15 protein-coding genes and 1 pseudogene are annotated in these 24,445 nt (G+C 56.6%); 3 read left to right on the forward strand and 13 right to left on the reverse strand.

Going from position 1 to position 24,445, the window contains the following annotated elements; translation table 11 throughout:
• Positions 1–432: 432 nt before the first annotated feature.
• Positions 433–3,936: an AAA domain-containing protein gene (locus ACVBEG_RS08860; RefSeq protein WP_447107586.1), complete on the forward strand. Its 3,504-nt coding sequence runs from the start codon at positions 433–435 to the stop codon at positions 3,934–3,936.
• Here the strand turns inward: ACVBEG_RS08860 and ACVBEG_RS08865 are convergent.
• Positions 3,937–4,352, reverse strand: a pseudogene (locus ACVBEG_RS08865) (transposase); the annotation flags it as partial.
• Between the two features lie 160 nt (positions 4,353–4,512).
• Here ACVBEG_RS08865 and ACVBEG_RS08870 point away from each other — a divergent pair.
• The gene (locus tag ACVBEG_RS08870; protein ID WP_447107587.1) at positions 4,513–5,505 is read left to right on the forward strand and encodes an IS5 family transposase; all 993 of its coding nucleotides are present in this window, start codon (positions 4,513–4,515) and stop codon (positions 5,503–5,505) included.
• A 448-nt stretch (positions 5,506–5,953) separates the two neighbouring features.
• Here the strand turns inward: ACVBEG_RS08870 and ACVBEG_RS08875 are convergent, their stop codons facing one another.
• The 7 genes from ACVBEG_RS08875 to ACVBEG_RS08905 all read right to left on the reverse strand — a co-directional run bounded on the left by ACVBEG_RS08875 (position 5,954) and on the right by ACVBEG_RS08905 (position 15,659).
• On the reverse strand, positions 5,954–6,283 hold the full coding sequence (locus ACVBEG_RS08875) for a DUF2845 domain-containing protein (RefSeq protein WP_369124884.1): 330 nt from the start codon (positions 6,281–6,283) through the stop codon (positions 5,954–5,956).
• A gap of 27 nt (positions 6,284–6,310) precedes the next feature.
• Complete coding sequence (locus ACVBEG_RS08880; RefSeq protein WP_447107588.1) at positions 6,311–7,003, reverse strand: hypothetical protein; 693 nt, start codon at positions 7,001–7,003, stop codon at positions 6,311–6,313.
• 915 nt (positions 7,004–7,918) lie between these two features.
• Positions 7,919–9,292: a transposase gene (locus ACVBEG_RS08885; RefSeq protein WP_447107589.1), complete on the reverse strand. Its 1,374-nt coding sequence runs from the start codon at positions 9,290–9,292 to the stop codon at positions 7,919–7,921.
• Between the two features lie 250 nt (positions 9,293–9,542).
• Entirely contained in the window at positions 9,543–10,949 is a 1,407-nt protein-coding gene (locus ACVBEG_RS08890) for an ATP-binding protein (RefSeq protein WP_447107590.1), read from the reverse strand.
• Positions 10,946–12,754, reverse strand: coding sequence for a DAHL domain-containing protein (locus ACVBEG_RS08895; RefSeq protein ID WP_447107591.1), 1,809 nt, complete (start codon positions 12,752–12,754; stop codon positions 10,946–10,948). Before ACVBEG_RS08895 ends, ACVBEG_RS08890 begins: the two co-directional genes overlap by 4 nt.
• Entirely contained in the window at positions 12,751–13,710 is a 960-nt protein-coding gene (locus ACVBEG_RS08900; RefSeq protein ID WP_322179607.1) for a cytochrome-c peroxidase, read from the reverse strand. Before ACVBEG_RS08900 ends, ACVBEG_RS08895 begins: the two co-directional genes overlap by 4 nt.
• A gap of 74 nt (positions 13,711–13,784) precedes the next feature.
• The gene (locus tag ACVBEG_RS08905; RefSeq protein ID WP_447107592.1) at positions 13,785–15,659 is read right to left on the reverse strand and encodes a putative bifunctional diguanylate cyclase/phosphodiesterase; all 1,875 of its coding nucleotides are present in this window, start codon (positions 15,657–15,659) and stop codon (positions 13,785–13,787) included.
• Between the two features lie 263 nt (positions 15,660–15,922).
• On the opposite strand from ACVBEG_RS08905, the gene ACVBEG_RS08910 reads away from it, so the two are divergent.
• Positions 15,923–17,299 (forward strand): HD domain-containing phosphohydrolase, encoded by a 1,377-nt coding sequence (locus ACVBEG_RS08910; protein WP_447107593.1) that lies wholly within the window; start codon positions 15,923–15,925, stop codon positions 17,297–17,299.
• Between the two features lie 56 nt (positions 17,300–17,355).
• Here the strand turns inward: ACVBEG_RS08910 and ACVBEG_RS08915 are convergent, their stop codons facing one another.
• From ACVBEG_RS08915 to ACVBEG_RS08935, 5 genes are read right to left on the reverse strand one after another with little or no spacing between them, the layout of a single operon-like run.
• Positions 17,356–18,540 carry a type III PLP-dependent enzyme gene (locus tag ACVBEG_RS08915; protein WP_322215812.1) on the reverse strand — a complete coding sequence of 395 codons (1,185 nt, stop codon included), beginning with the start codon at positions 18,538–18,540 and terminating at the stop codon, positions 17,356–17,358.
• A complete protein-coding gene (locus ACVBEG_RS08920; protein ID WP_322179603.1) occupies positions 18,537–20,300 on the reverse strand; it encodes an IucA/IucC family protein in 1,764 nt (587 codons plus the stop codon). The genes ACVBEG_RS08915 and ACVBEG_RS08920 overlap by 4 nt, the downstream gene beginning before the upstream one ends.
• Positions 20,297–21,442, reverse strand: a complete 1,146-nt coding sequence (locus ACVBEG_RS08925; protein WP_447107594.1) for an MFS transporter — start codon at positions 21,440–21,442, stop codon at positions 20,297–20,299. The genes ACVBEG_RS08920 and ACVBEG_RS08925 overlap by 4 nt, the downstream gene beginning before the upstream one ends.
• Positions 21,427–23,205, reverse strand: a complete 1,779-nt coding sequence (locus ACVBEG_RS08930; protein WP_447107595.1) for an IucA/IucC family protein — start codon at positions 23,203–23,205, stop codon at positions 21,427–21,429. The genes ACVBEG_RS08925 and ACVBEG_RS08930 overlap by 16 nt, the downstream gene beginning before the upstream one ends.
• Positions 23,202–24,401: an ATP-grasp domain-containing protein gene (locus ACVBEG_RS08935; RefSeq protein WP_447107596.1), complete on the reverse strand. Its 1,200-nt coding sequence runs from the start codon at positions 24,399–24,401 to the stop codon at positions 23,202–23,204. The genes ACVBEG_RS08930 and ACVBEG_RS08935 overlap by 4 nt, the downstream gene beginning before the upstream one ends.
• Between the last annotated feature and the right edge of the window lie 44 nt (positions 24,402–24,445).

Raw genomic sequence — 24,445 nt, forward strand, 5'->3', positions numbered from 1 at the left:
TCTTTTTGCTTGACGACTCTGTTGGTTGCGACACTTGCGATCTGCACTGACTCGAAAGCTTCCACGTTGACCATCGGCATGATTCCCTGAGGCCTTGGAATGCCCCAGCGCATTGCAACCTGAACAACCTGGATTCCACATACGCGAAAACCCAGGGCTTGGTAAATCGGAACCGTAGAGCTTGAAACCGAAGCTCCGCAGCCCCCAAGCAGCCTTCCAAGCTGTCTATGAAACCAGGGGCTATTCAGTAAGTTTTCGATTCTCGGGGAGATTGTTTATCAATACAACCCACTGACACCGATGCTAGAGCCTTGGAGTATCCCGTTCCGCAGCATGTCCTGATTGGCCATTCCCCACCCAACACGCTACCCTCGGCCCAATCACCATCCATCGACCGTCACAGTGAGTCACGGTCCGCATTGAATCAGGACGATGAACGACTATTCCTTCAAACTCGCGAACTACTGGCGCAATTCCTTGGCCGATGCCGAAAATGGCAACGGCGCCTTGTCCTCCAGCCAAGCCGAAAAACTCACCGCTTTACCCATTGAGGCCTTATTCGCAGGGTGTGTGCCGGCAGAGCAGGTGAGCCTGTTATTCGCCAACGAACCCGCCGAATTACCCTGCGTAGAAATCACCCTGCGGCCCTTGGTTTACAAGTCACGCCTGGAACACCGCAAAGCCCGCAACGGTCTGCCAGCGTTCATCACCCCGGTTATATGTCGAGTGTTAGTCGCCCACGATGGTCGTCTTTATCCGACATCGCAAACCCTGATGCCCCGCGACATTCTCGAACCGCTGGACCGCGACAATTTCGCCATCGGTGCCCAAGTCGATTTGGACGCGTTTTTGTCCGCCGAAGACGTGCCGCAGTTCGATTCATCCGCCGAGGGTGAAGAACTGACCGCAGACCAGCACCGCGACAAGTGGAATGCCTATCTGCAGTTCTGCATGAAAATGTTCCGCAAGGTCACCAGCGGCTGGGAGGGGGCAGAGGATGGCTTCGACCTGGTCAACTTCTGCTATTTGTTCAAGGAAGACAAAGCTGACGGCTTCAGCCGCAATATCGTCTGCCTCTACGACCACTTGCGCGACAGCAAGCCCGACGCACCCCTGTTCGACCGCTTCGCTCAGCGCGATTCTAGCCCTGACGAAGTTTGCTTGCCCGCCAATAGCCAGTTTGCCGCGCGACTTGGCCATGCCGGGAACGAATATGCCTTGGCGCCCGCCCAACGTGATGGCTTGGCTCATCTCCTCGTCGCTGATGCGGGGGATGTGCTGGCCGTCAACGGGCCGCCGGGTACTGGTAAAACCACCTTGCTGCTTTCGGTCGTCGCCTCGCTCTGGGCCAAGGCCGCAGTGGCCGGTGGCGAGCCGCCAGTGATCGTGGCCAGTTCCACCAACAACCAAGCCGTGACCAACATCATCAAAGCGTTCGGCAAGGACTTCTCAGAAGGGAGCGGCCCCTTTGCGGGGCGCTGGCTGCCCGATATCAAAAGCTTCGGCGCTTACTTTCCCAAGTCTTCGGCCGAAGCAGAAATGGCCCGCACCTACCAGACCAAAAGCTTTTTCACCGAGCTTGAGTCGCAGGCCTATCTGGACAAGGCGCAACAGGCCTACCTGGCCCGAGCCGTCATCGCCTTCCCCGATGATCTGAGCCCGAGCGTCCAAGGTGCGGTCAAGCAGCTCCAGGCCGCGATCCGCTCGCGACAGCAGCAACTCACTGATATTGAGCAGGCCTGGGCCAAACTGGTCGGCGCCCGCGAAGCCATCCAGGCACTGCTGAGCGATGATCCACAGGCAGGCATCGCGCGTATTGACGCGCAGCACCTCAATCAGGCCGAACAGCTTGCGAACGCGAAAGCACGTCTGAAGGATTTCAAACACTATCTGGCACACGAGCCGCTGATCTACACGCTGTTCGGCTGGTTTGGCCCGGTCGCTGGCAAACGTCTGCGCTTGGCGAAATTACACCTCGATGAGGCCAACACCGAACTGCAAAACGCCGCCAGTGTTTGCGAAATCGAAACCCGGTTGACGGCCGCCGTGGCTCAAGCCAGCAAGGCCCAGGAAGTACTCGAAGCCCAACTGCAGCAGGCCCGACAATTGCTGCAAGCCGAGCAACGTCAGGTATTGAATTGGCAAGCAGTGATTGCCGTTCTGCCGATTCCTACCGACAGGCCTGCTGCCCAGGTGACTCTCAACGACTGCGACAGCTGGGCGGACACTTCCCTGCGTTTCGAAATCTTCCTGCTGACTACCCATTATTGGGAAGGCCGTTGGCTGATGGAAGTCGCCGAAAGCCTGCCAGAAATTCTCATGAGCCGCGGCAAAAATGGTCGCAAGACCCTTGAGAAAAACTGGCGGCGGTGGATGAAGCTCACGCCCTGTGTGGTGGCCACCTTCTTCAGGCTGCCCAAGGAACTGCGCTGCAGGCGGCACGACGGTAACGGCTTCGTCGATGACTATGCGTTGAACTTCATTGATCTTCTGATCGTCGACGAAGCCGGCCAAGTTCTTCCTGAAGTCGCCGCGCCGTCGTTCGCGCTCGCCAAGCACGCGTTGGTGATAGGCGACACTCAGCAGATCGAACCCATCTGGTCGATTCCGGCTGCGGTCGATATCGGCAACCTGATAAGCGCCGGTCTGCTATCGCGCGACAAGGTCGATGACGACTATGCCGCCTTCTGCGATAGCGGCCGTAGCGCGGCCAATGGCAGCGTCATGGCCATCGCCCAGGCGACCAGTCGGTATCACTACGATCATGACCTCGCCCGAGGCATGTATCTGTATGAGCACCGTCGCTGCTACGACTCGATAATCGATTACTGCAATGCCCTTTGCTACAGGGGCAAGCTGCAACCGCGACGAGGGCGAAAACCGGAAGGTGGCTTGCCGGGGCTGGGCTACCTGCATATTGATGGAATGTGCCAGCAGAGCAATGGCGGTAGCCGTCATAACCTCTTGGAAGCGCAGACGATCGCTGCGTGGATTCAAGCAAATGGAGCCGAGCTGACAAAGCGCTACAAGAAGGATCTGTGGGAAATCCTCGGTGTGATCACGCCGTTCGGCGCACAGACGCAGGCGATCGTTCAGGCCTGCACAGCACGGGGCATCAAGACCGGTAAAGGCGATGGCGAGATGACTGTCGGCACGGTTCACTCATTCCAAGGCGCCGAGCGGCCGGTGGTGATCTTCTCGGCGGTCTATTCCAAACATGCCGATGGCGAATTTATCGACCGCAAGGACAGCATGCTGAACGTTGCCGTTTCTCGGGCCAAGGACAGTTTTCTGGTGTTTGGCGACATGGACCTGTTCAGCCAAGTGCCGAAAAGCAAGCCGCGTGGGCGTTTGACCCAGTTTCTGTTGGCGGATTCGGCGAACGAGCTGATTTTCGATTATCAACCCCGGGATGATTTACAAACGGCGCATACCGGATTGAGCCACCTGCATGAAGTTGAAGAGCATGATCGGTTTCTGATGCACACGCTGGAAACGGCTCGCCAGCAGGTTCAGATCGTAACGCCCTGGGTGAAATTGCGATGGATGCAGGAAAGCGGCGCGATGGACATCATGGGCAATACGGTGCAGCGCGGCGTCCAAGTGGTGGTGTATACCGACCTGCGATTCAACACGGGTATCAAACGCGCCAAGCCTGAGGGCGATCCCGAGAGAATTGCGGAATTCAAAGACGCGATTGCCGCGCTGAAAACGCGGGATGTTCAGGTGTGCGTGGTCAACAAGGTGCACAGCAAGATCGTTATGGCCGATGAGGAATTGCTGTGTATCGGCTCGTTCAATTGGCTGAGTGCGCAGCGCTATGGCGACTATGTGCACCATGAAACTTCCATGGTCTATCGCGGCCCTGATGTAAGCGACGAACTTGCAATCAACCGCACTAGCTTGGCGCAACGGGTGACGTCCGGCGGACTGTAAAAGCTGTACAGCCTTGGACTCAGAGGGTGTCGGGTCTTGCCGGTCGGCAGCATCGAGTGTCGTCAGGTAACGGTTGATGCTCGATTCAACTTCTTCCATTCTCGCTTCAATTTGGCGCTGGTGAAATTGCGGTCAGCGATTGCTGACTGCCGTTGGGCTTCTCGTTCCAGCCGCTGGCTCGACTGAATGCGGTTGAGATAACCGTAGATGTAGATCTTCAGCAGAATTGCAGGATGATAAGCAGGTCGGCCAGTGTCTGCCGGTATGTCGCCTTTAAATCCAAACCTGCCCAGGTCGAGTTCGTTGACAAAAACGTCGACTACGCGCACCGGATTGGTCTCGGTGACGTAATCGTCGAGACACTCCGGCAGCAGCGTCACCTGCGTCCGAGTCTCGCCCTCAATGAATCGCTTCATGATCGACCCCGATCAGATCTCGACGATCAAAAGGTTAGACAATCACTGGCGTTTTCACACAGCCTGGACCCGAAGCAGCCACCACTCTAGGGAAACTCTGAAAAAGGTTTCCAAATCTGGTGAAATACCCTCCATCACATGAGCTGAACGGTTGAGCCCCATGAAGCAGATTTCTTTCGCTGATGCTGAGTACGCAGGTAAACGTAAGCGGACCCGCCGTGAGATTTTCCTGAGCGAGATGGACAAGGTCGTGCCCTGGAAGGGGTTTATTGCGTTGATCGAACCGCATTATCCAAAGGGTGTTGGGGGACGTCCGGCGTATCCGTTGATGGCGATGTTGCGTGTGCACCTGATGCAGAACTGGTTCGGCTACAGCGATCCGGCCATGGAAGAATCGCTGTATGAGACAACGATTCTGCGCCAGTTTGCGGGTTTGAATCTGGAGCGCATTCCCGACGAAACCACGATCCTCAACTTCCGTCGCCTGCTGGAGAAAAACCATCTTGCCAGGGGCATCATGGAGGTCGTTAATGGCTATCTGGGCGACCGAGGCTTGATGCTTCGTCAAGGCACTATCGTTGACGCCACGATCATTCATGCGCCGACCTCGACCAAGAATAAAGAGGGTAAACGCGATCCCGAGATGCATCAGACCAAGAAAGGAAATCAATATTATTTCGGGATGAAAGCGCATATCGGGGTGGACGCTGATACGGGCCTGACCCATAGCGTGGTGGGCACGGCAGCCAACGTCGCGGACGTTACCCAAGTCGATCAGTTGTTGCACGGCGAAGAGAGCCATGTCTGCGGCGACGCGGGCTACACCGGGGTGGAAAAGCGGCCGGAACATGAGGGGCGCGAGATGATCTGGTCGATCTCCGCCAGGCCCAGCAGCCGTCGCAAACATGGTGAAAAAAGCGTCATTGGCCGTGCGTTGCGCAAGATCGAATATGCTAAATCGCAAACTCGCGCCAAGGTTGAGCACCCGTTTCGGGTCATCAAACGCCAATTTGGTTACACCAAAGTGCGGTTTCGCGGACTGGTAAAAAACACCGCGCAGTTGGTAACACTGTTTGCGTTGTCGAACCTGTGGATGGCGCGCCGACATTTGCTGGAGCCTGTAGGACAGGTGCGTCCGCAGTATGGAAATTAAGGGTTAATAAGCGCCTAAAACCGGCTTATTCATCGAAAAAAGTCGATATTTCAGAAATTTCAGCGAGGTATTCTCTTTTTGAGCGTCTGACGCCCGATTTTCTGTAAAAAGAAGGCCTTACTTCAGACCTTCCCTAGGAATATCCATGGAAGCAATCGGCATGTTCCCCGCATTGGGAGGGAAAAGGAGGTGGGAGAGCAGACTGCCACTTTACTCCATATGACATATTCCTAGATGGGCCAGGGCAGGCTGAGGCGCTAATGCTTAAGAAACCGCAAAAACTAATACCTGTGTCTCGGGACACCTTCACGCTCAGATCCGAAACTTAAGAAGATATGTCCATGGCTGTTTGATGGGAAAGAATACTTGAGAGGAAAAGTGCAGTGTAAAATGATAAGGCCTACCATCTAATAAAAACTAGAGTGATAGGCTCCTAACAGCTAGCAGTCTAATCCCATTTCAATAGATTGCCGGAGGGCTCGTTGCGTCGAGTATCTACTCGTATCAACTTGTCGTTGATAAAAAGCATATACTGATAGGCCCCACCGTTCGGACCGTAAACTAAAACATCTGTTTTCTGCGCCCCTTTTCGTGGCACTCCATTATTTCGCATAACAGGCCCATCACTATCCTGTGCGACAGGCTGGCCACACGTCTGTAGAACATTTTCAAGCGTGTCACCAGGATTAACCAGCCTCGTTCCGCAGCGAGTAGTCGCACTCGCTTCATTTAAGATAGAACATATCAGAAAAATTGCTGCTAATGGCTTGACTAACATACAGACCTTCTTGAAAAGCTGCGAGCATCATCCCGCCGCACTTAGAATCTTGAGATAATTATCAATAGAGTAGCTACCATCCCCGACAGATGTAACGGTGATTGTGGTGGTCGCAGCGGCGACCTCAATTCCACGCACCACAACGTTACCATTCGCTTCTGTATCAGAGAGCTGGCCGCCATTATATGAGACAACCAGATTAGTATTGCTTGAGTTCTGAATTATAGGTAGCAAGTAACTGAGCGGAGGGTACTGGGCTGTATTGACAGTGATTGTGGTTTGCATATCGGATGCTGCTACTGCCTGCTGAAGCTTGTCTCCGTTGACAGGATCGACTCCCAGTTGTCGGCCATTAAACTCTAGCGATAGCCTTTTTCCGGTTGTAAGTTGTCTAACCTGTGTAAGTTCGGCGGTAGTGAACGTATGGGCCGAAGCTATCGAGACGTCAGTGTTTACCCCAGCGACGCCAAGCGCTGCAAGGATGCCAGTGGGGTTAAGATCTAGTGCGTCAAGTGCCAGTGATGCTTTCCTGCTACCTACTGTGCTCAAAACTTGAGAAAGGGCTGAAACTGACAAAGAACCCCCGTTAGTAATCGATAATTCGAAATTGCTAGCCGTGAGTTTAGTCACGCAATCGATAATCGCTGCTGGGGTAGATAATTTTCCGTCAAGAGTAATGGTATATGGTTTACTGCCGATAGCCGCTATTACGTCGTTCACTCCTCCGGCCGTCAATGCATTAAGTCCAACAACTGTGCGTGACGTGCTAGGATCCGTAAACATATTAATTATAGCAACCGCACTAGCGGAGCTGGCTGTAGCGCAGTCTATTGAAATAGACCTTTCCTTGCCCGCCAACAAGGCGGCAACTTGTGGAAGCGTAGAAATAGGCAGGCTGTTAATGGAACTAATGTCAGCCTTGGTGGCAGGGCTGCAACCGCAGCACTTAGCAATGCGATTAGCTGAGCCGTGTTCGCGCTTAGACCAGAAATTTGAAGGGAAAGCTTTTTGGAACCGGCTGACATCAACAAGTTCTGGAGCTCAAGCTGAGGGAGCGCCTGGGGCATAGTCAAGGATATATTTGTATTGGTACCAGCTGCGGAAAAAATAGACAAGAAGTTATTGAATGAGATTGTATCTCCCACGCACATCATGTTTAGCTCTTTCATTTCTTACCTCCAGGTTGTCAGTTATCAGACTAGCCCCTCATCTGTGCCATTGCAAACGCTTTAGGTTCATTGGTCAGCCGCCAACCATAACGGCTTGTGTCCAATGCCTAATGCCTCTCGATTCTTATTGAATTTGTATTTGTCCTTCACTCCTGGAAGAGACGCTGCCAAGAGGTTAATCGCTAATGATTAATCCAGTTCACGCGGCAGGTAACTGACAAAAAGGTTATAACGCCTCAGAATTTATCGAAAAAAAAGTTCAAGCGCTTGCTTGGACTTTATTCACCGCGACTGGCTGTATTCGGCCGATTCTGTTGAAAAAGTCGGAATTTCAGGCTGGAAGAAGTCGAGGTTGGCCGTCACTTCAGAACCTATTCACCACGTTGAGTGGCTTTTCGGTTCTGCGTTGATCGTTGCAGCTTCGTTAGTGGGTTAATTTGAGGTTTTTTACTTACTCCGGGCGCACCTATCCCGTGGTTGGCGGCCCTTGAGAGGTCAGTTTGGCCAGTCTCCGCAGATTCTGTACCGCTGCTGCCAATGTAAATTCATCGTTCGCACCGCTCATGCCGCGTAGCCGCAATCGATCCAGTCTCAGGATTCGCTTGAGGTGAGCGAACAACATTTCGACTTTCTTGCGCTCATGGCGAGAACAAACGTATTGAGGCGTCGCGGCGATCCGCCGAGCAACATCACGCGCGGCTTCATGGATGCTACGGGCAATTTTCCGAACCGGAGTGTTCGGGCAGCAGCGCTCTTTCATCGAGCATTTCGCGCAGTCGGTTTGTCGTGATCGAAAGATGATGGTGTCGGCTTTCGTGACATGTGAGCGCTGGTTCTTGAAGGCTCGCCACTCGCTGCGCAGGGCGTGTCCGGTGGGGCAGCGATACTCCTGCGTTTCTTCATTCCATTGAAAATCGCTACTTGAGAGGCTGCCGTTCTTGCGCTCGGTTTTATCCCAAACCGGCACATGTGGCTCGATATCTTTTTCGTCCACCATCCAGGCCAACATCGGTGCGATTCCATAAGCGGTATCGCCGATGAGGCGATCCGGCTTGATATCGAACTGTTCCTCGACCCGCTCAATCATGATCTTGGTGCTTTCAACCTCAGCTGTTCGATGAGCCGGTGTTGGCTCCACATCCATGATCACACCATGCTCGACATCTATCAGGTAGTTCGTCGAGTACGCGAAGAACGCCGGGCCTCCTGGAGCGGCTGTCCAACGAGATAGTGGATCGGTCAGCGATAGGCGCTTGGGCAGTGTTTCTGCAAGGGCCTCTGCATCAAGCGCTTCAAGGTACTCACGTACGGCACGAGTGCTGAGCAACGGGTCACTCCAGTTGACCTCTTCATCGCCTGGTACGCCGCGCTGCCGACTGGCATCCGCCTTGATGACGCTGGCGTCCACGGCAAAGCCTTCACCCTTGACCAGACCTGCGTCCATGCAGCGACGCAGCACCTCGTTGAACAGCCTGCGAAACAGAGAGCTATCGCGGAAACGACCGTGCCTATTCTTGGAAAACGTAGAGTGATTTGGGACTTCGTCTTCGAGGCTCAAGCGGCAAAACCAGCGATATGCCAGGTTCAAATGAGCCTCTTCGCACAACCTGCGCTCGGAGCGAATACCGTAGCAGTAGCCCACGATCAGCAGGCGAATCATCAGTTCAGGATCAATCGAGGGACGCCCTATCGGGCTGTAAAAGTCGGCGAGGTAGTGGCGTAGATCGCTCAGATCGAGGCATCGATCAATATTGCGCAGGAGGTGATTTGATGGGATGTGATCTTCAATGTTGAACGAGTAAAACAGCCGCTCCTGTCCACTCGACAATTGTCCCATCATGCTGCGAATCCTCCCGCTGGCCGATGACCTTATTTTGCCGCAGGCCAGGCAGGAGATCTACTTTTTCAACAGAATCGGCCAAAAGCAGTCACTGAACAGCCTGTCAGCGAGTCCATAGCCCGCTACCCATGGACTGCTAACACTCGGCAATTTCGGCGGTTCGTCAGTTCATCCTGACGCGCTACAAAGGACAGATTGCCCCTGGGTTCTAGGCGCTAACGCCCGCTGGCTTGCCTGCAAGAGTCGTGTGTCAGGTGTTCGAGTGTTGCTGTCTGATCGGCAACGTAACTCGAAACGTAGTCCCCACGCCAAGCTCGCTGCTGACCGTAATGTCGCCACCGTGCTTTTTCACAATGCCGTAGGAGAGGGACAGGCCCAACCCTGTCCCTTGACCGACGGGTTTGGTGGTGAAGAAGGGGTCGAAAATTTTCTGCACGGTGTCGGGAGTCATTCCGGATCCAGTGTCGGCTACTTCGAGCCAGACGTGCTCTGCTTCCATCCCGCTGCGCAGGGTGATTTTCCCGCGCTGAGGGCCCATGGCCTGGGCAGCGTTGACCACCAGGTTCATGATCACCTGGTTGATCTGCGAGGGTAGGCATTCAATGTCGGGAAGGTCGGCGTATTCCTTGATGACGTCGGCCTTGTATTTGAGTTCGTTGGCGACAATGTTCAGGGTCGATTCGATGCCCTGCTGCAGGTTGGCCCATTGCCATTCCTGATTCGAGTCGACGCGGGAGAAGTCTTTGAGGTCTTTGACGATTTTTCCGACGCGGCTGATGCCTTCCTTGGACTCCTTGATCAGCAGCGGGATATCTTCCCTCAGGAAGTCCAGTTCCACGCGCTCGCGCATGGTTTTCAAGTGCTCAAGAATCTCGGTCGAGGCGATGCCCTCTTCTGAGCGCTGGTAGGCGTCGAGCATGTCCTGCAATTTGCTGAAGTAACCTTCAAGGGTGCCTAGGTTGGATGAGATAAAACCGATGGGGTTGTTGATTTCGTGAGCAACCCCTGCGGCCAGTTGCCCCAGGGACGCGAGTTTTTCGGATTGCACCAACTGGCTTTCCAGCTGTTCGCGTTCGTCGATTTCACGTTGCAGGGCTTCGCTCGCCTGTTTGAACTGGTGGGTCCGTTGCTCGACCAATTGCTCGAGCTTGCTCATCTGCACCGATGCGCGCTCGGTCATTTCCCATTTGGCGGTCAGGGTGTTGGCCAGTTGATGGACTTCGATGTTGTCGAAAGGTTTTTTCAGAATCAACAACCGGTCATAGCCATGCAGCCGTTCCAGTAATTCTTCCCAGGAGTAATCGGCGTAAGCCGTGCAGACCACCACCTGCAGGCGCGGGTCTTGCTCCCAGAGGTGTTCGATGGTTTCTACGCCGTCCCAGCCCTGGGCCATGCGCATGTCGACGAACGCCAAGGCATAGGGGCGATTGTCCTTGAGTGACTGGCACACCTTGGCCAGCCCCTCCTGGCCCTGGTAGGCCGAGTCGAGCTCAAACAGTGGAATCTCGATCTTGGCCGTTTGCCCGAACAGCGCCGCTTCCATCAGGTACAGGTCGGAGTTGTCGTCGACGGGAGGCAGGAGGATTTTGCGAAAGTCGTCATGAATGGTAGGGGTGTCGTCAATCAGCAGAATACGGCGGTTCGATAGACTGTTCATTGCTTATCCGTCGCGATTGTCAGGGGCATTTCAAGGGTGAACATCGCACCTTTACCGGGGCCATCACTGTAGGCACTCAAATGCCCATTCATCTCGATTGCGGCCAGCGCGCAACTGTGCAGGCCAAAGCCGTGGCCCTCTTTACGGGTGGTAAAGCCGTGGGCAAAGATTCGCGTCATGTTCTCTGGTGCGATGCCCTCACCTTCGTCTTTGACACTGATCTGCAAGATGGAATTATCGATGAATTTTACGCCCAGGGTCATTTTTCGAGCGCGGTCGTCCATGTTGGACATCGCGTATTTCGCGTTGCTGATCAGGTTGATCAGAATCAGCAGCAGCCGATGTTTATCGGCCATCACTGCAGGTACATCGATGAAGTCCTTGACCACCGTGACGTGGTGGCGGGTCAATGCGCCGGAGTTCATGCGCAGAGCATCTTCAAGCAAGTCGCTGATGTTCAGGGATTCAATCAGGTTGGACGCCCCAGCGTAGGACTGCTGGGTAGAGACGATATCCTTGATGTGATCAACACTTTTGGTCAGCTGCGCCAGCTCGTCGGTCATGCTTTCCTGCTCGGCGCCCAGCGCTTTGACCAGTTGGTTCAGGTAACCCGGTAACAGTTTTCCTTTCTCGTCGAGGGTGATGAAATCGCCCAGATCCTGCTCGTGCTCATTCATCATTTGCACTGCTTTACCGAGGCCGATTGACTTGCTGGAGCGCAGTTTTCGAGTAAGCAGATCGGCAGAGATGTTCACGCTGTTCAACACATTGCCGACGTTGTGCAGCACATTGGTCGCAATTTCCGCCATCCCGGCCAGGCGCGCGGTATCGAGCAATTCGCTCTGGGTGTCCTTCAGTTCATGGGTACGCTCTTCCACGCGTTGCTCAAGGCCTTCGTTGGCGGCATGCAGTGCTTTGTTGACACTGTTGATTTCGGCAAAGCTGCGCAGCAATCGGATGGCCAGATATAACAGCAGGAAGACCATCAATGCCGAGAAAATCAGCAGATACAGGTGGTACTGCTGACCAATTTTGACGGCCTGCTCCTGGTTGTTATTGAGAATGTTATTGATGTCCTCCAGTCGAGCGGCCACGGGAACGACGCCGATATGCTCCAGCAGATCGTTGACCACGGGTTGCTCGTGCAGAATCAGCTCCACATGTTTGAGCAGGATTTCCAGCGGAAGATGGAGTGGTTGCGGCAAACGACCTTTGTCCACACCCAACCGGTTCAGGCCGACCTGGATCTCGGCCGCTTTGTCGTCAGAGGTGATTTGAGAGAACTCCAGGCTGCCAAGTAGCAGGTCATAGATGTCCATTGAGGCGGCTTGCAGCACTGGGTCGCTTCTGTTGAGCGTGCCGAACTGCTTCTGGATATCGTCTTCGGCGATGGGCAGAAAGGCCAGTGAGTTACGCAATACGGCGTTATGCGATTTGAATTTTTCAACCAGCCGTGTTTTTTCGTCGACGGCAGCCAGATAGGCAGTACGACTGTCTTGCCAGAGGGCATCGGCATGTAGCACATGCCCGGACTGTATCGTATCGAACTGCCTCCAGAGGGTGTTGATTTTGGTCAGCGGCTCCACCAGCAAGTCGTAGTTTTGGCTGACGGAAACTCTTGCTTTGAGGATCTCTGTTTCCCAACGTGCATCCTGCTGTTTGATCTGACCAATCAGATCCCGTGACGCGATGTAGTTAGAGGTGTTATCGGCACTGGACCTGATATAGAGGAACACCAGAATAGATGCGAGTGCCAGCGTCATCGCGCCCAACAGCAGTGAGCTGAATCGATGAGACAGTTTCATAGGGGTTTGCCTCTGAGTTCACCGGTCAATGTCTTGAGAAACTCAATGATCAGAAGTTTGTCCTGTGCCGAAGGCGTGCGGCCCAGTTGATACGTGAACATCACGCTGACGGCCTCATCCAGCGTCTTGGCCGACCCATCATGAAAGTACGGGGCAGTGAGCGCTACGTTACGAAGGCTAGGAACTTTGAAGACGTTACGGTCGGCCTCATCCCTGGTTACCAGATAACGTCCCAGATCGCTCTCGGCCGGGTTGCCCCGCGCCTTGAAATAGTCGCTCATCACACCGAATTTCTGGTACATGTTGCCACCGATGTTGACGCCTTGATGGCAGGCGATACAGCCATATTGCTTGAAGCGCTGATACCCGTATTTTTCGTTAAGCGTCAGGATGTCGGTATTGCCCTTGAGGTAGAGGTCGAAGCGCGAGTCGGGCGTCAGCAGGGTGCGTTCATAGCTTGCTAACGCATTCTGCGCATTGGCTGCCGTGACCCCGTCCGGGTACGACCTGGTGAAGGCCGCGCGATAGTCAGGGTCTCTGGAGAGCGTGTCGATCAAGGCTTTCCAGGTGTTGCCCATCTCGACAGGACTTTGGACCACCTCCTCGATCTGTGCCTCCAGTGAGTCGGCCCGACCATTCCAGAACTGCTTGAAGTTAAGGCTCGCATTGAGCACGGTGGGTGTGTTGATGCCTAGCAGCGCGCCGTTAAAACCAGTGGAGAAAGGCTTGTCGTCGGCCCCACCTTTTTCCAGGTGATGACAACTGGCGCAGGACACGCTGTTATTGACTGACAGGCGTGCATCGTTGAATAACTGACGGCCTAGTTCGACCTGTACGGAATTGTTTATCACCACGTCAGGTAATGGCTTCAGCGGCTCGTCCAGTGGTGTAGCAGCTGCCAATTGGCATAGACCAAGCAGCAACGCGAAAGCAGTGGGCCATCCATGTAACTGCATCAATGATCCCCGGCTGCCGATAAATTTAATGGTGTCCCGGCCTGAAATACGCCAGCGGTCTCGTCCTGTCCGATTTATTCCAGTCGTGCCGCTTCCAATTGCTCACCACTCAATATTTTGGCGAATGCACGTGGCTCTACCGCTCGGCTGAAGAAATAGCCCTGGCCTTCTTCGCAGTGGTTGGTTTTCAGGAAATCAAGCTGATCCTGGGTTTCGATACCTTCGGCAATGATGTTCAGCTTGAGGCTTCTCCCCAGGCTGATAATGGCGCTGACCAACGCCGCGTCGTTGCTGTCGGTGCTCAGGTCGCGGACAAACGACTGATCGATTTTTAATACGTCGATGGGGAAACGACGCAGGTAACTCAAGCTGGAGTAGCCAGTTCCGAAGTCATCGATGGCCAAGCGGATGCCCATGTGCTTGATCGCTTGCAGTATCTGGATCGTCGACTCGGCATTTTGCATGAGCACGCTTTCGGTGATTTCCAGTTCCAGCAGCTCAGGGTTCATTCCGGTTTCTTCAAGTACGGTTCGAATCCCCTCGAGAAAACCCCTCTGGCGAAACTCAGTGGCAGAAATGTTCACCGACATACGAATCGGCGGTAATCCGGCCGCTTGCCACGCGCAGGTCTGGCGGCAGGCCTCGCGCAATACCCATTTGCTCAGCGGGACGATCAGGCCGCTGTCTTCGGCGACCGGGATGAACTCAGATGGGAAAAGCCAACCTTGCCCCGGTTTGAGCCAGCGGATCAGAGCCTCGGCGCCGACTACTTTTCCAGTTTTCAGGTTCAATTTTGGTTGGTAATGCAGGACAAACTCGTTGCGCTCCAACGCCAGTCGAATGCCTGACTCGATAGAGTGTTGCTCGCGGGCATGCTGGTTCATGGTGTTGGAAAAAAAGCAGAAGTTGTCCGGACCGCTGTCCTTGATGTTGCGCATGGCGGTTTCGGCTTTTTTGATCAGGGTGACGGCATCTTCACCGTCACCGGGGAAGATGCTGATGCCCAGGCTCGCGGTCACACTCAGGTCATGCCCGGCGACATAGCGAGGAACCTTGATGGTGGCCAACAACTTCTCCGCAATGCTTTTGGTTTGTTGGGGGTGATGGACATCGGACAGCACCAGGACAAATTCATCCGAGCCATAGCGAAACACCGAGTCGGACTCGCGTACGGTGTGGGCGAGGCATTGAGCGACAAGTTTAAGCACTTCATCGCCGATGGGATGCCCCAGCGCGTTATTGATCCGCTCAAAACGATCCAGGCCGATGAACATCACTGCCAATTGCGTATCATGGCGGCGGGACAGGGCAATCGCTTGAGTCAACCGATCACCCAGCAGCGTACTGTTGGGCAGCTCCGTCAACACATCGTACTGGAGCAGATGGGATACTTTCAGCAATTCCTGAACGCGCTCGGCGATGGTTTCCTCCAGGTTGCGCATTTTTGCCGCGGCATCCTGTGTCATTTGCCATTTGACCGTCAGCGCACTGGCCATCTGGCGGATTTCCAGGCTGTCGAACGGCTTTTTCAGAATCAGCAGTTGGTCGCTGAACGCAAGGCGCTCGGTCATCGCCTCCCACGAGTAATCGGAGTAGGCAGTGCACAGTGCGATTTGCAATTGCGGGTCGGCTTTCCACAGGTGCTCAATAGTCTCCAGACCATCCCAGCCGGGTGGCATGCGCATGTCGATGAAGGCCAGTGCGTAGGGCCGACCTTCTGCCAGTGCTTGCTTGACCCGTTCAAGGGCTTCTTGCCCCTGATAGGCGGAATCAAGCTCGAAATTTTTCCGAGTGACCTGTACTGTGCCGAAGAGCTCTTCCTCCGCTGCATCAAGGGACTCTTCGCTGTCCGGCTTCGGGCAGAGAATTTTACGAAAGTCCTGATGAATCGATGGCGTGTCATCAATGATAAGCACGCGGCGATTGGCGTGAGTGGTCGGGGTGCTCATTCAACGCTACCCGGCAGGTCTGCGATCAGATGAAAAATAAGCATACGGATTTCCCTTCCTGAAGGCGCGACAACGGTTACGTATACATTGGATCCCATTTTTCGGAGCATAGCCCTCGACGAGGCACTTCGCTGGGAAACCGTAGCTAATGTGCCATCAGTTTGTTAAAAATGCCTCAGCCCTTAGCCAAAAAAGCGAGGGAGCGAGGTTTTTATCATGAAAAACCCGAAAATGCCCTCAAATGAGTGATGTCAGGTAACGCTATGGATGAGCAATCCGCTTCTGTTTCGGCTTATAAACCCTGCGTGCTGGTGGTGGATGATGAAGAGTTCATTCTTAACAGTTTGCGCCGTCTGCTGCGCAGCCAGCCGTATGATTTGTTCTTTGCCGAAAGCGGTGAAAAAGCACTTGAGTTGATGGCCCACCAGCGTATCGATCTGGTGATGACCGATGCCCGCATGCCAAATATGGATGGCGCTACCTTGTTGGCGGAGATTCACCAGCGCTATCCAGGTACCACACGGATCCTGTTGACGGGATATGCCGACCTGGACACCATCGTCAAAGCGATCAATGAAGGAAAGATTCATCGCTACATCAGCAAACCCTGGAACGACGAGGAGTTGCAGCTGACCTTGCGGCAGGCCTTGGAACATCAGCATTCCGAGCGCGAGCGGCAACGCCTGGAGCGTCTGGCCCATGAGCAGAACGAGGCGTTGCAGGCGCTTAATGCCACCTTGGAAAAGCGGGTTGTCGCACGCATGTCCGAGCTGCAACAGACGGCGGACATGCTCGACCTGGCCTATGACGAGTTGAAGCACAGTTACGCGACCAGTACCGAGGTGTTCTCCCTGCTGGTCAATCAACGGTTGCCTAAAAGCAAGCAGACCAACCGGCAAATCATCGATTTGATTCGCACCTACTGCAAATCCCACCCCATGGACGAGGCGAGTAGCCGCGATCTGGCCATGGCGGCAGCGCTCTACAACATCGGCAAGTTGAGCTGGAGCGACAGCATGATGAGCGCGCCTGCCGACCTGTTGCACCATACGGATCGTGAGCGTTATCGCTGTTATCCGAAACAGAGCGAGTCGCTGTTGATGACGTTGGAGCCGATGCAGGACGCGGCCCAGTTGATTCTTCACCACCAAGAGCGTTGGGATGGCACGGGATTCCCCGACCACCTCAAAGGCGAGGCTATCCCGTTTGGTTCGCGCTTGCTGAAGCTGGCCGTGGACTTTATCGAGTTGCAGCGCGGGTTGATCCTCGAACGGCAAATGAACAGTGATGAAGCCCTGGTGTTTATCCGTAAGTACGCCGGCCGTCTGTATGACCCAGCGCTGGTGGAAGACTTCGTTCAGGTCTGTGCCGCCTACCTGAGCGATGTCACTCTGAACGATCCAACGGTCAAGGTGGTTGGCACCCGTGAACTGTTGAGGGGGATGGTGCTTGCACGCAACCTCAATGCCGACAATGGCATGCTCCTGCTCAATGCTGGCAAGGTAATCAGCATCGCGTTGGTCGACAAGTTGATCGCCTTTGAAGCTATGGAAGGCGCGAAGTACAGCATTTTCGTCAAAGTGCCGGACGAGCTGGCCGCCAACCGCGTCGTGAATGAGCCCGTGCCAGCCACTACGTGATGCGCAGGGGTGGCATGGCTGTGTGGTCAGGTTGCCCTGTTTATGTCGTCAGTTTTTTATGTCGTTAGAAACAGCATCTGCGGTGGTTCATGCATCAGAAAGTCCCGGTGCGAAATGTTCCAGGCATAGGCGCCTGCCAGGGTGAACACCAGCAGGTCATCAATCGCGAGGGCGGTGACTGTTTGCTGGCTTGCCAGCACATCTTTTGGCGTACACAGCTGGCCGACCAGGGTAACCTGCTGATTCTGCAACTGCGCGGGTTGCTGGCCCCGTATCACGACAAAAGGATGGTCATGCCCCTGGGCCGCCGGTGTCCGGAAGTGGTGGGTGCCACCCCGGCCAATGGCGAAGTACTGACCATGGCTGCGTTTGATGTCCAGGACTTGCATCACGTAGTAGCCGCAGGCCGCGCTGATAAAACGGCCGATCTCGAAGCGAATGCGCGTATCGCCCATGCCTTCTTCCGCGATCAATGCCTTGAGCCCTTGGCAGAATGTCGTCCAGTCGAACGAGTTCTGCGGGTCCTGGTAATTAATGCCCATGCCGCCTCCGACGTTGAGCAGGGGCAGCTGCAGACCGTGTTCGGCGCAGAGCTGGCTGAAGGTGCGACAGTAGCTGCGGATCAGTCTCAGGTGAGCGCCCACATCAAGCTGATGAGACAGCACATGAAAATGCAGGCCCTGCAGTTCCAGCCAGGGCTCATCACGCAACAGCTTCAGCGCTTCGTCCAATGCGTCTTCGTCCAGGCCGAAGGGGGTCGGTTTACCGCCCATCACCAGACGGCTATCGGGTGCTTCAGCCAGTTTCAGGTTCAGGCGCAGCAGGACCGGCGTCCGTTGGCGCCGTCTGGCAGCGATGCGCGCCAGGCTGCGTAACTCTGTCAGGCTCTCGACGTGAAAGGCCGAAATCCGGTAGTCCATGGCGATTTCCAGCTCACTGTCGAGTTTGCCGGGGCCGCCGAAAATCAGCAAATGCCCTGGGCATTGCTCATACAGCCAGCGCAACTCACCACCGGACGCGGCCTCGAAGCCGTCTACCAGCGGCGCCAGGGTTCGCAGGATCGGTGCTTCCGGGTTGGCCTTGGCGGCATAGAACAGCTCGCAGTTGGCGGGCAGCGTTTCACGCATGTTCCGAACGTGCTGCTCCAGCGCGACCAGATCATAGACGTAAGCACAGAGCGGTGTTTGCTGTTGCTCGCGCAATTGGCCGATGGCCTGGGTGACGCGTGTCGGCAAACTCATGAACGGGCCCTCGCGCGAGCAGTGAACAGCGGGCTGGGGAGGGCGGTGTAGCCTGCTTCGCGGTCGGCACGCATCATCAGCCGGGTCATGAAGTTTTCCTTGCTGGGCAGCGGTGCCCCTGCACATAACTCGCGCAGCTGCACGGGGTCATCCAGCACCGCTCGTTGTGCCTGCAACAGCGTGCCGATATGCATCCACAGTTGGTTTTCCAGCCCTGAATCGGCGTTGGCCAAATGGAAGATCGCTTCGCCCAGGTTGTTCACCAGCGCGCAGTAGGCGACGCGCTGCCAGGCCTTATCCTCGTTGTAGTACAGCGAGGCGCGGGTGCGCTCGTTGAGTTCGCTGAGTCGTTCCGGTGCCCAATGGCTGGCCACCAGCTTGGTGCCCTCCAGGTCGCGAATCCAGACCCGACAAGGCAAGCCGTCGGCGTCGAAACCCAGCAGGGTGTTCTGCAAGTGTGGCTCCAGCACCACGCCCTGACGGAACAGGCAATGCATTACCCCGCCGAGCAGTTGACGGGCATAGCCGTCGAGCCAGCGCAGGGTCGCCTCGGCCACGTCGATACGAAGACGCTCGGCACATTGCTGCACCAGGCTTTGACAAACGCTACGACCTTGCAGATCCCAGGTGAATAGCGCCATGGCCACTTGCGGTTGGTAGCGCTCGCGGGTGGCCTCATCCAGGTTCTGGCGGTAGAGGATGCCGAAGCATTCGGTGACTTCGCGGGCCTGCTCCTGGGTGCCAAGACTGCTCAGGTCCAGGGTGCTGGCGGCCGGTTCCGGCATCAGCAGAAAATCCGGAAGTGCGTGGGCCAGCTCGGCCATCACCGGTGCGAGCAAGCGGGTCAGGGCGACCGCGCTGTCCAGTTCGTACCAGGCGTTCTTGCGCACGCAATTGGTCAGCCGCACATGCATCGAAAATTTCAGGAAATAGGCAAGCTCGGGGTGATAGAGGGTGCGTACCGACGAGGTCGGGTACAGCGCCAGGCCTTGAGGGCCGAGGTACTCCAGCAGGCCACGCTGTTGTGCGCGACGGACCAGCGGGTCGGCCAGAATCCGCTCGACTTCCCACGGGTGGCAAGGGTACAGATCGTTTCGACCACACAGCTGATACAGGGTCTCTCGGGGATCGTCACCTTGATGCTGGATCAACGCCGGATCAACACGAAACCAGTGCAGCTCGAAGCACGCGCCGACTTCCGGCGAGCAGGCCAACAGGGCATTTTGCGAGATGCCTTCGCGGCTCTTGGGAGTTGGATGCAGGGCGTGCCCCCAAATCTGATGCTGTTCTGAAGCCAGCAGGCTGTCAGTCGGTTGATCGCGATCGGCGCGGGTATGCCGGAGAAAGGTCCGGGTGATCTGCAGGCTGTTATCGACCTGCTGCAACATCTCGCCCACACGGTCCGGCTGGCTCAGCGGCACGCACAGCAGACGCGCCAGTTCGGTCGCGTTCAACGGGTGCCAGCTGTGCCCATTGCCCTTGAAATAGGGGGCGCTGACAAAGCGGCAACGACCGAGCACACTCGCGCGGTCGACTCGCACCACCAGTCGCCCGCTGGGCAGCCGGATGCTGATGCACTGGCCATTGAGTTGACGCAGGCTCATGGGCAGATCCTGAGCACGATAGTCCAGGCTCGCCTCGTCGCGTGGCAGGGCGTATTCACGCAGATAACAATTGAGCAGGCATTCAATGGCGTGCCGTTGGGCTTCACCATCGAGAGCGCGTTCATGCAGGGAAGCGGTGGTCAGAGCAAGGGTCATGCTGGTATCTCCCGCGAGGTCATGAGTAGGGGGCGTGCCAAGGCCATCGCAGCAACGGCGGCCAGACAGGCAACGAGAAAAGGTGAGGTGATGCCGCAGGTCTGACTGACCAGCCCGGCGGTCACACCGGCAGCTGTGCCGGCCCATTTACCGCTGGCATCGAACCAGCCAAACATGCGCCCGGCACTGCCTTGGCGGCTGCGTTGGCTCAGGCAGCGATGCAAGCCGACAAAGCCCAGCAACATTCCTGCACCGCTGAGCAGGCGCAGGGCAAATAAAGGCTCGGCCTGGCTGCTCCAGAACTGCAGGGCATTGCTCACGGCCAGCAGCCCGAGGCCGGGCAGCAGCAAGTTGCTGGCATGCCGTTGGACCCAAGGCAGGGCGATGAGGTAAACCAGATGCGGCAGGCTGTAGAGGAGGCCGATCAGCGCGTCGTTGCCAATGCCCAGTGCTTCGCCGTAAGGGACGAAATAAGGGAAGGTGACGACCATGGCGAAGCTGAACAGGAATTGCACCAGCAGCAGACGTGGCATGTCCGTCGGCAGTTGGCTAAGTGGGCCGGCGGCTGTGGTCGCATTCGCCTGATGATGGGGTGTATCGGCGGGCAACGGCAGGATCATCACGAACGCCAGTAACGGTAACCAGGCCAGGTAGCGATACAGCTCCAGTCCCAACCCTTGCGCCGTCATAAGACCGAGCAGAATGGGGCCGCTGATCATGGCCAGGCGTGCCGAGTATTGAGTCCAGTTCAGGGCCCGAGACAGGTCGCCGTCCTTGAACTGGGTCGCCAGGTAGGCATTGGATGCGGCCATCGCCCCGCCAAAGGTGCCTTGAATGATCAAGGCCAGCACGAACATCGGCAGGTTGGTACTGAACCCGGCCAGGAGAAAGCCCGCAAACAGTCCGGCATGGGCACGCAGCAAGGACAGGCGACAGCCCCGTCTATCCGCCCAGCGACCCCAGAGTGGCGCCGTCAGAGCGGTACACAGGGTCGGCAGGACAAACAACACACCGATGCTCCAGCCCGGCGCATCCGGCGCCAGGTCGGCGAGGATGCGTGGCAGGTACAACGGAATGCCGAGGGCGGTGAAGGCCGATAGATAGTGGCCAAGCAATACACTGGCGATCAGTCTGCGTTGCACGGGTGCGCCTCCCGCAGGAAGTTTGCCGCGCTGTAGCCATAGAACTTGTTGATGTCCTGGGCGCCTGAGTATGCTTTGCTGAACAAGCTGCCGGCACTGAGCAGGTATTTCACCGGTAGTTTCGGGCTGTCCAGCAAAACGCGCTTGGCTTCAGTGCAGTCCAGGCCTTCGCCCTTTAGTTGCCCGATGCAATCGATCAGGCGCTGGCGCAAGGTGGCGTAGAGTGGCCCGCGGGGTGCCAGGTCGGCGGCAATGATCGCTTCCAGCACCGCGACGATGTTCAGTTGCAAGGTGATGGTGCAGAACATCTCGGCCAGTGGCTGGGCATCGTTGACGCGGATGCGCTCGTCACGCAAGTCTGCAGGACGCTGCGCAAGGTCGGGGCAGGCTGCGGCGAAGCGCTCGGGCCAGAGGCGTGCGGCGTCGTTGTCTTTCATCAGCAAACGCAGTGGGCGATCAGCCTCGAAGATCAGCACGGCGTTCTGCTGATTGGCTTCCAGCGCGATGCCATAACCCAGCCACAAGCGCAGGTGCACGTGCAGCAGCAGGTCCAGATAATCTTCGAGCCAGCGTTGCAGTGAGCCCTGGTAGAAGCGCTCGACCAGTTGCTCGACGAACAGTCGACCATCGGGCAACGGGCTGGCGAGGCCGGCGACCGGCACCAGTGTGGCGACGCCCAGTTCGCCGGGGTAGTGACGCGCAATATAGGCCAGGTGGCGGCTTTCATCGGCATGCCCGCCATGTTCCTCATCAACGTGCAGATAGCGCATGCCCAGCTGAGGATCGCGTTTAGCCAGTGCTTGCAGCGTGGTCTGAAACCAATGGCCGTCATACAGCGTGCTGGGTTTGATCAGGCGCAGGTTGCGGGCGCCCAGGGTGGTCACCAGCAACGGTAGTTTGATGTGCCAGTGCGGTCGCTCGACGCACATCACGGTACGCACCGACAGGGTCGGCTCAACGACCATAGCGCTGTGCGGTGCCTTGATCGTGCCTTCGGGTAACCCGTATTTTTCCAGCTCTAGCCACGTCAGCGGATGCACCGGTAGCAGGGTATGGCTGGTTTCGAGGCTCTGTTTCAGACCCAACTCGACAAAGCTCGGCCAATGTTTGGGCGGCGAACTGCTCAACGTCAGGGCCGCATTTGGCAGCGCCAGCCAATTGAGTTTGAAGCGCGGGGCGAACTCCGGGGCGTAGCGTTTGAGGGCTGTGCTGTCGAAGCCACTTTTGGCGCGGGCGGTAGGGTAATACGGATGGTCCAGGTAGCTGGCGAGTCGGTCGATACCGATCAGGCGTTGGTCCCAGGCGGGCTTGTCGAGGATGTCGCTCAGTTCGGTCGCGTGTTCTTGATAGGCTGCATGACACAGCGCGCGATGGTGCACGGCGCAGTCGGCTTCTTTGCGGTACGCGGCAAACAGCTCAAGGCTGGCGTCGTCCAGGCCGTTGCTCAACTGTTCGAGCCAGCGTGCGTAACCGTGCTCGATGCGGACGTGCCCGTCTTGCTGGCAGAGCCAGGCATGGCTGGACGTGCTCCAGGTCTGCAACGGGCCGCCTGGGTGAACCGGCAGCCAGAGTTCATCGGCGTCCAGGTGGGCGATGCGCAGCCAGTAAGGACTGACGGTTGCGGTCCAGTGTTCGTGCAGTTCGGTGGGCAGGTGCTGGACGATGCCTTGGCTGAGCAGCCCGCGAATATCTTCGCGCAGGCAGCAATCGATAATGCGTTGGCTGATGGCTGCGTGATCAGCATCCTGCGCCACAACGCTCATGCCATCACCCAGCGCAGATCGGCCAATGTGGCGGCGAAACGTGCGTCCAGACTGGCAGTATCCGGGGCGATCAGGCGCAGTACGCCCAGATAATCCTTATTCGAGTGACTCACGTGAATGTCGTCGCCAATCTCGCGCAGCGCACGGTAGTCGCTCCAGTGATTGTCCTGCTCGTAACGAAAACTGCTGGAAGCCTGCTGCAAGCGGCCAGGTGTGTCGGCGACCAGATAATGCACCAGCGCTTGCGCCAGGCCGGGCTGGGCATCTACCAGTGGTTCGCCAAGGTGCACGCCGAGGATGCGGTCGAACCAGCCTTGGGGCAGCAGGCGGTCGAGAAGGAACTCGCGGCCATCGCCGATACTGCGGTAGTTGATTTCCACCAGCACCGGTCCTTCGGCAGTGAGGATGAATTCGCTGTGGCACACGCCGAAGTTGATGCCAAAAGCAGCGACCTGAGCCAGCGCTCCCGCCCGATGGTTAACGCTCAATGAGCCGTTCCAGCGCGCAGCGAGTTCGACGAAGTGCGGGGGTGGCGACAGGCTGACATCAAAGCCGCCGATGGCTTGCAACCGCTGACCGTCGCCGAGAGTCTCGAGGGTAAACAGTGGGCCTTCCATGTAGGCCTCCAGCAACAACGCACGACCGGGTTGTTGCTGCCAGAACCGGGCGCAGTAATCGCTCAGCTCGTCGGCGTTGTGGCACAAGCGCACATCAAGGCTGTCCACGCCTTGGGTGGGTTTCACCACTAGCGGAAATACTGCATCGTCGGGCACCGCGCTGCCAGCGGTCAGCACATGAAACCAGGGGCCGGGCAAGCCCAGATCCTGCATGCGTTCACGCATGACCGCCTTGTTTTTTGCCCAGTGACACATCAGCCAGTCCTTGCCGGGCACGTTGAAGGTTTTCGCCACTAACGCAGTGGCGGTTTGCAGGTGATCGCTGTTGGAAAACACTGCTGCAGGGCGCAGGCCATGAGCGTTGATCAGTTCAATCACCGCAAGGGGATTGAACACGTCGCACTCGAGGATCAGTAAGTCCTGCGCGGGAAAGTCGGACGTGGCGAGCAGGCGCCGATGCTCCTGGGCATGGTCGCTGATCAGCACCACTGACAGTCCGCGCTTGCGGGCGGCGGGCAGAAAACCTTCGGTAACGGCGGCGTGGGTGACGTGGCTGAGGATGACGAGAGGACGGTGCATGACGAGTTTCCTGGGGGCAGCAGTCGCCCGTCCCAAGCAGGTGG

The organism is Pseudomonas sp. GG8, assembly GCF_052976945.1.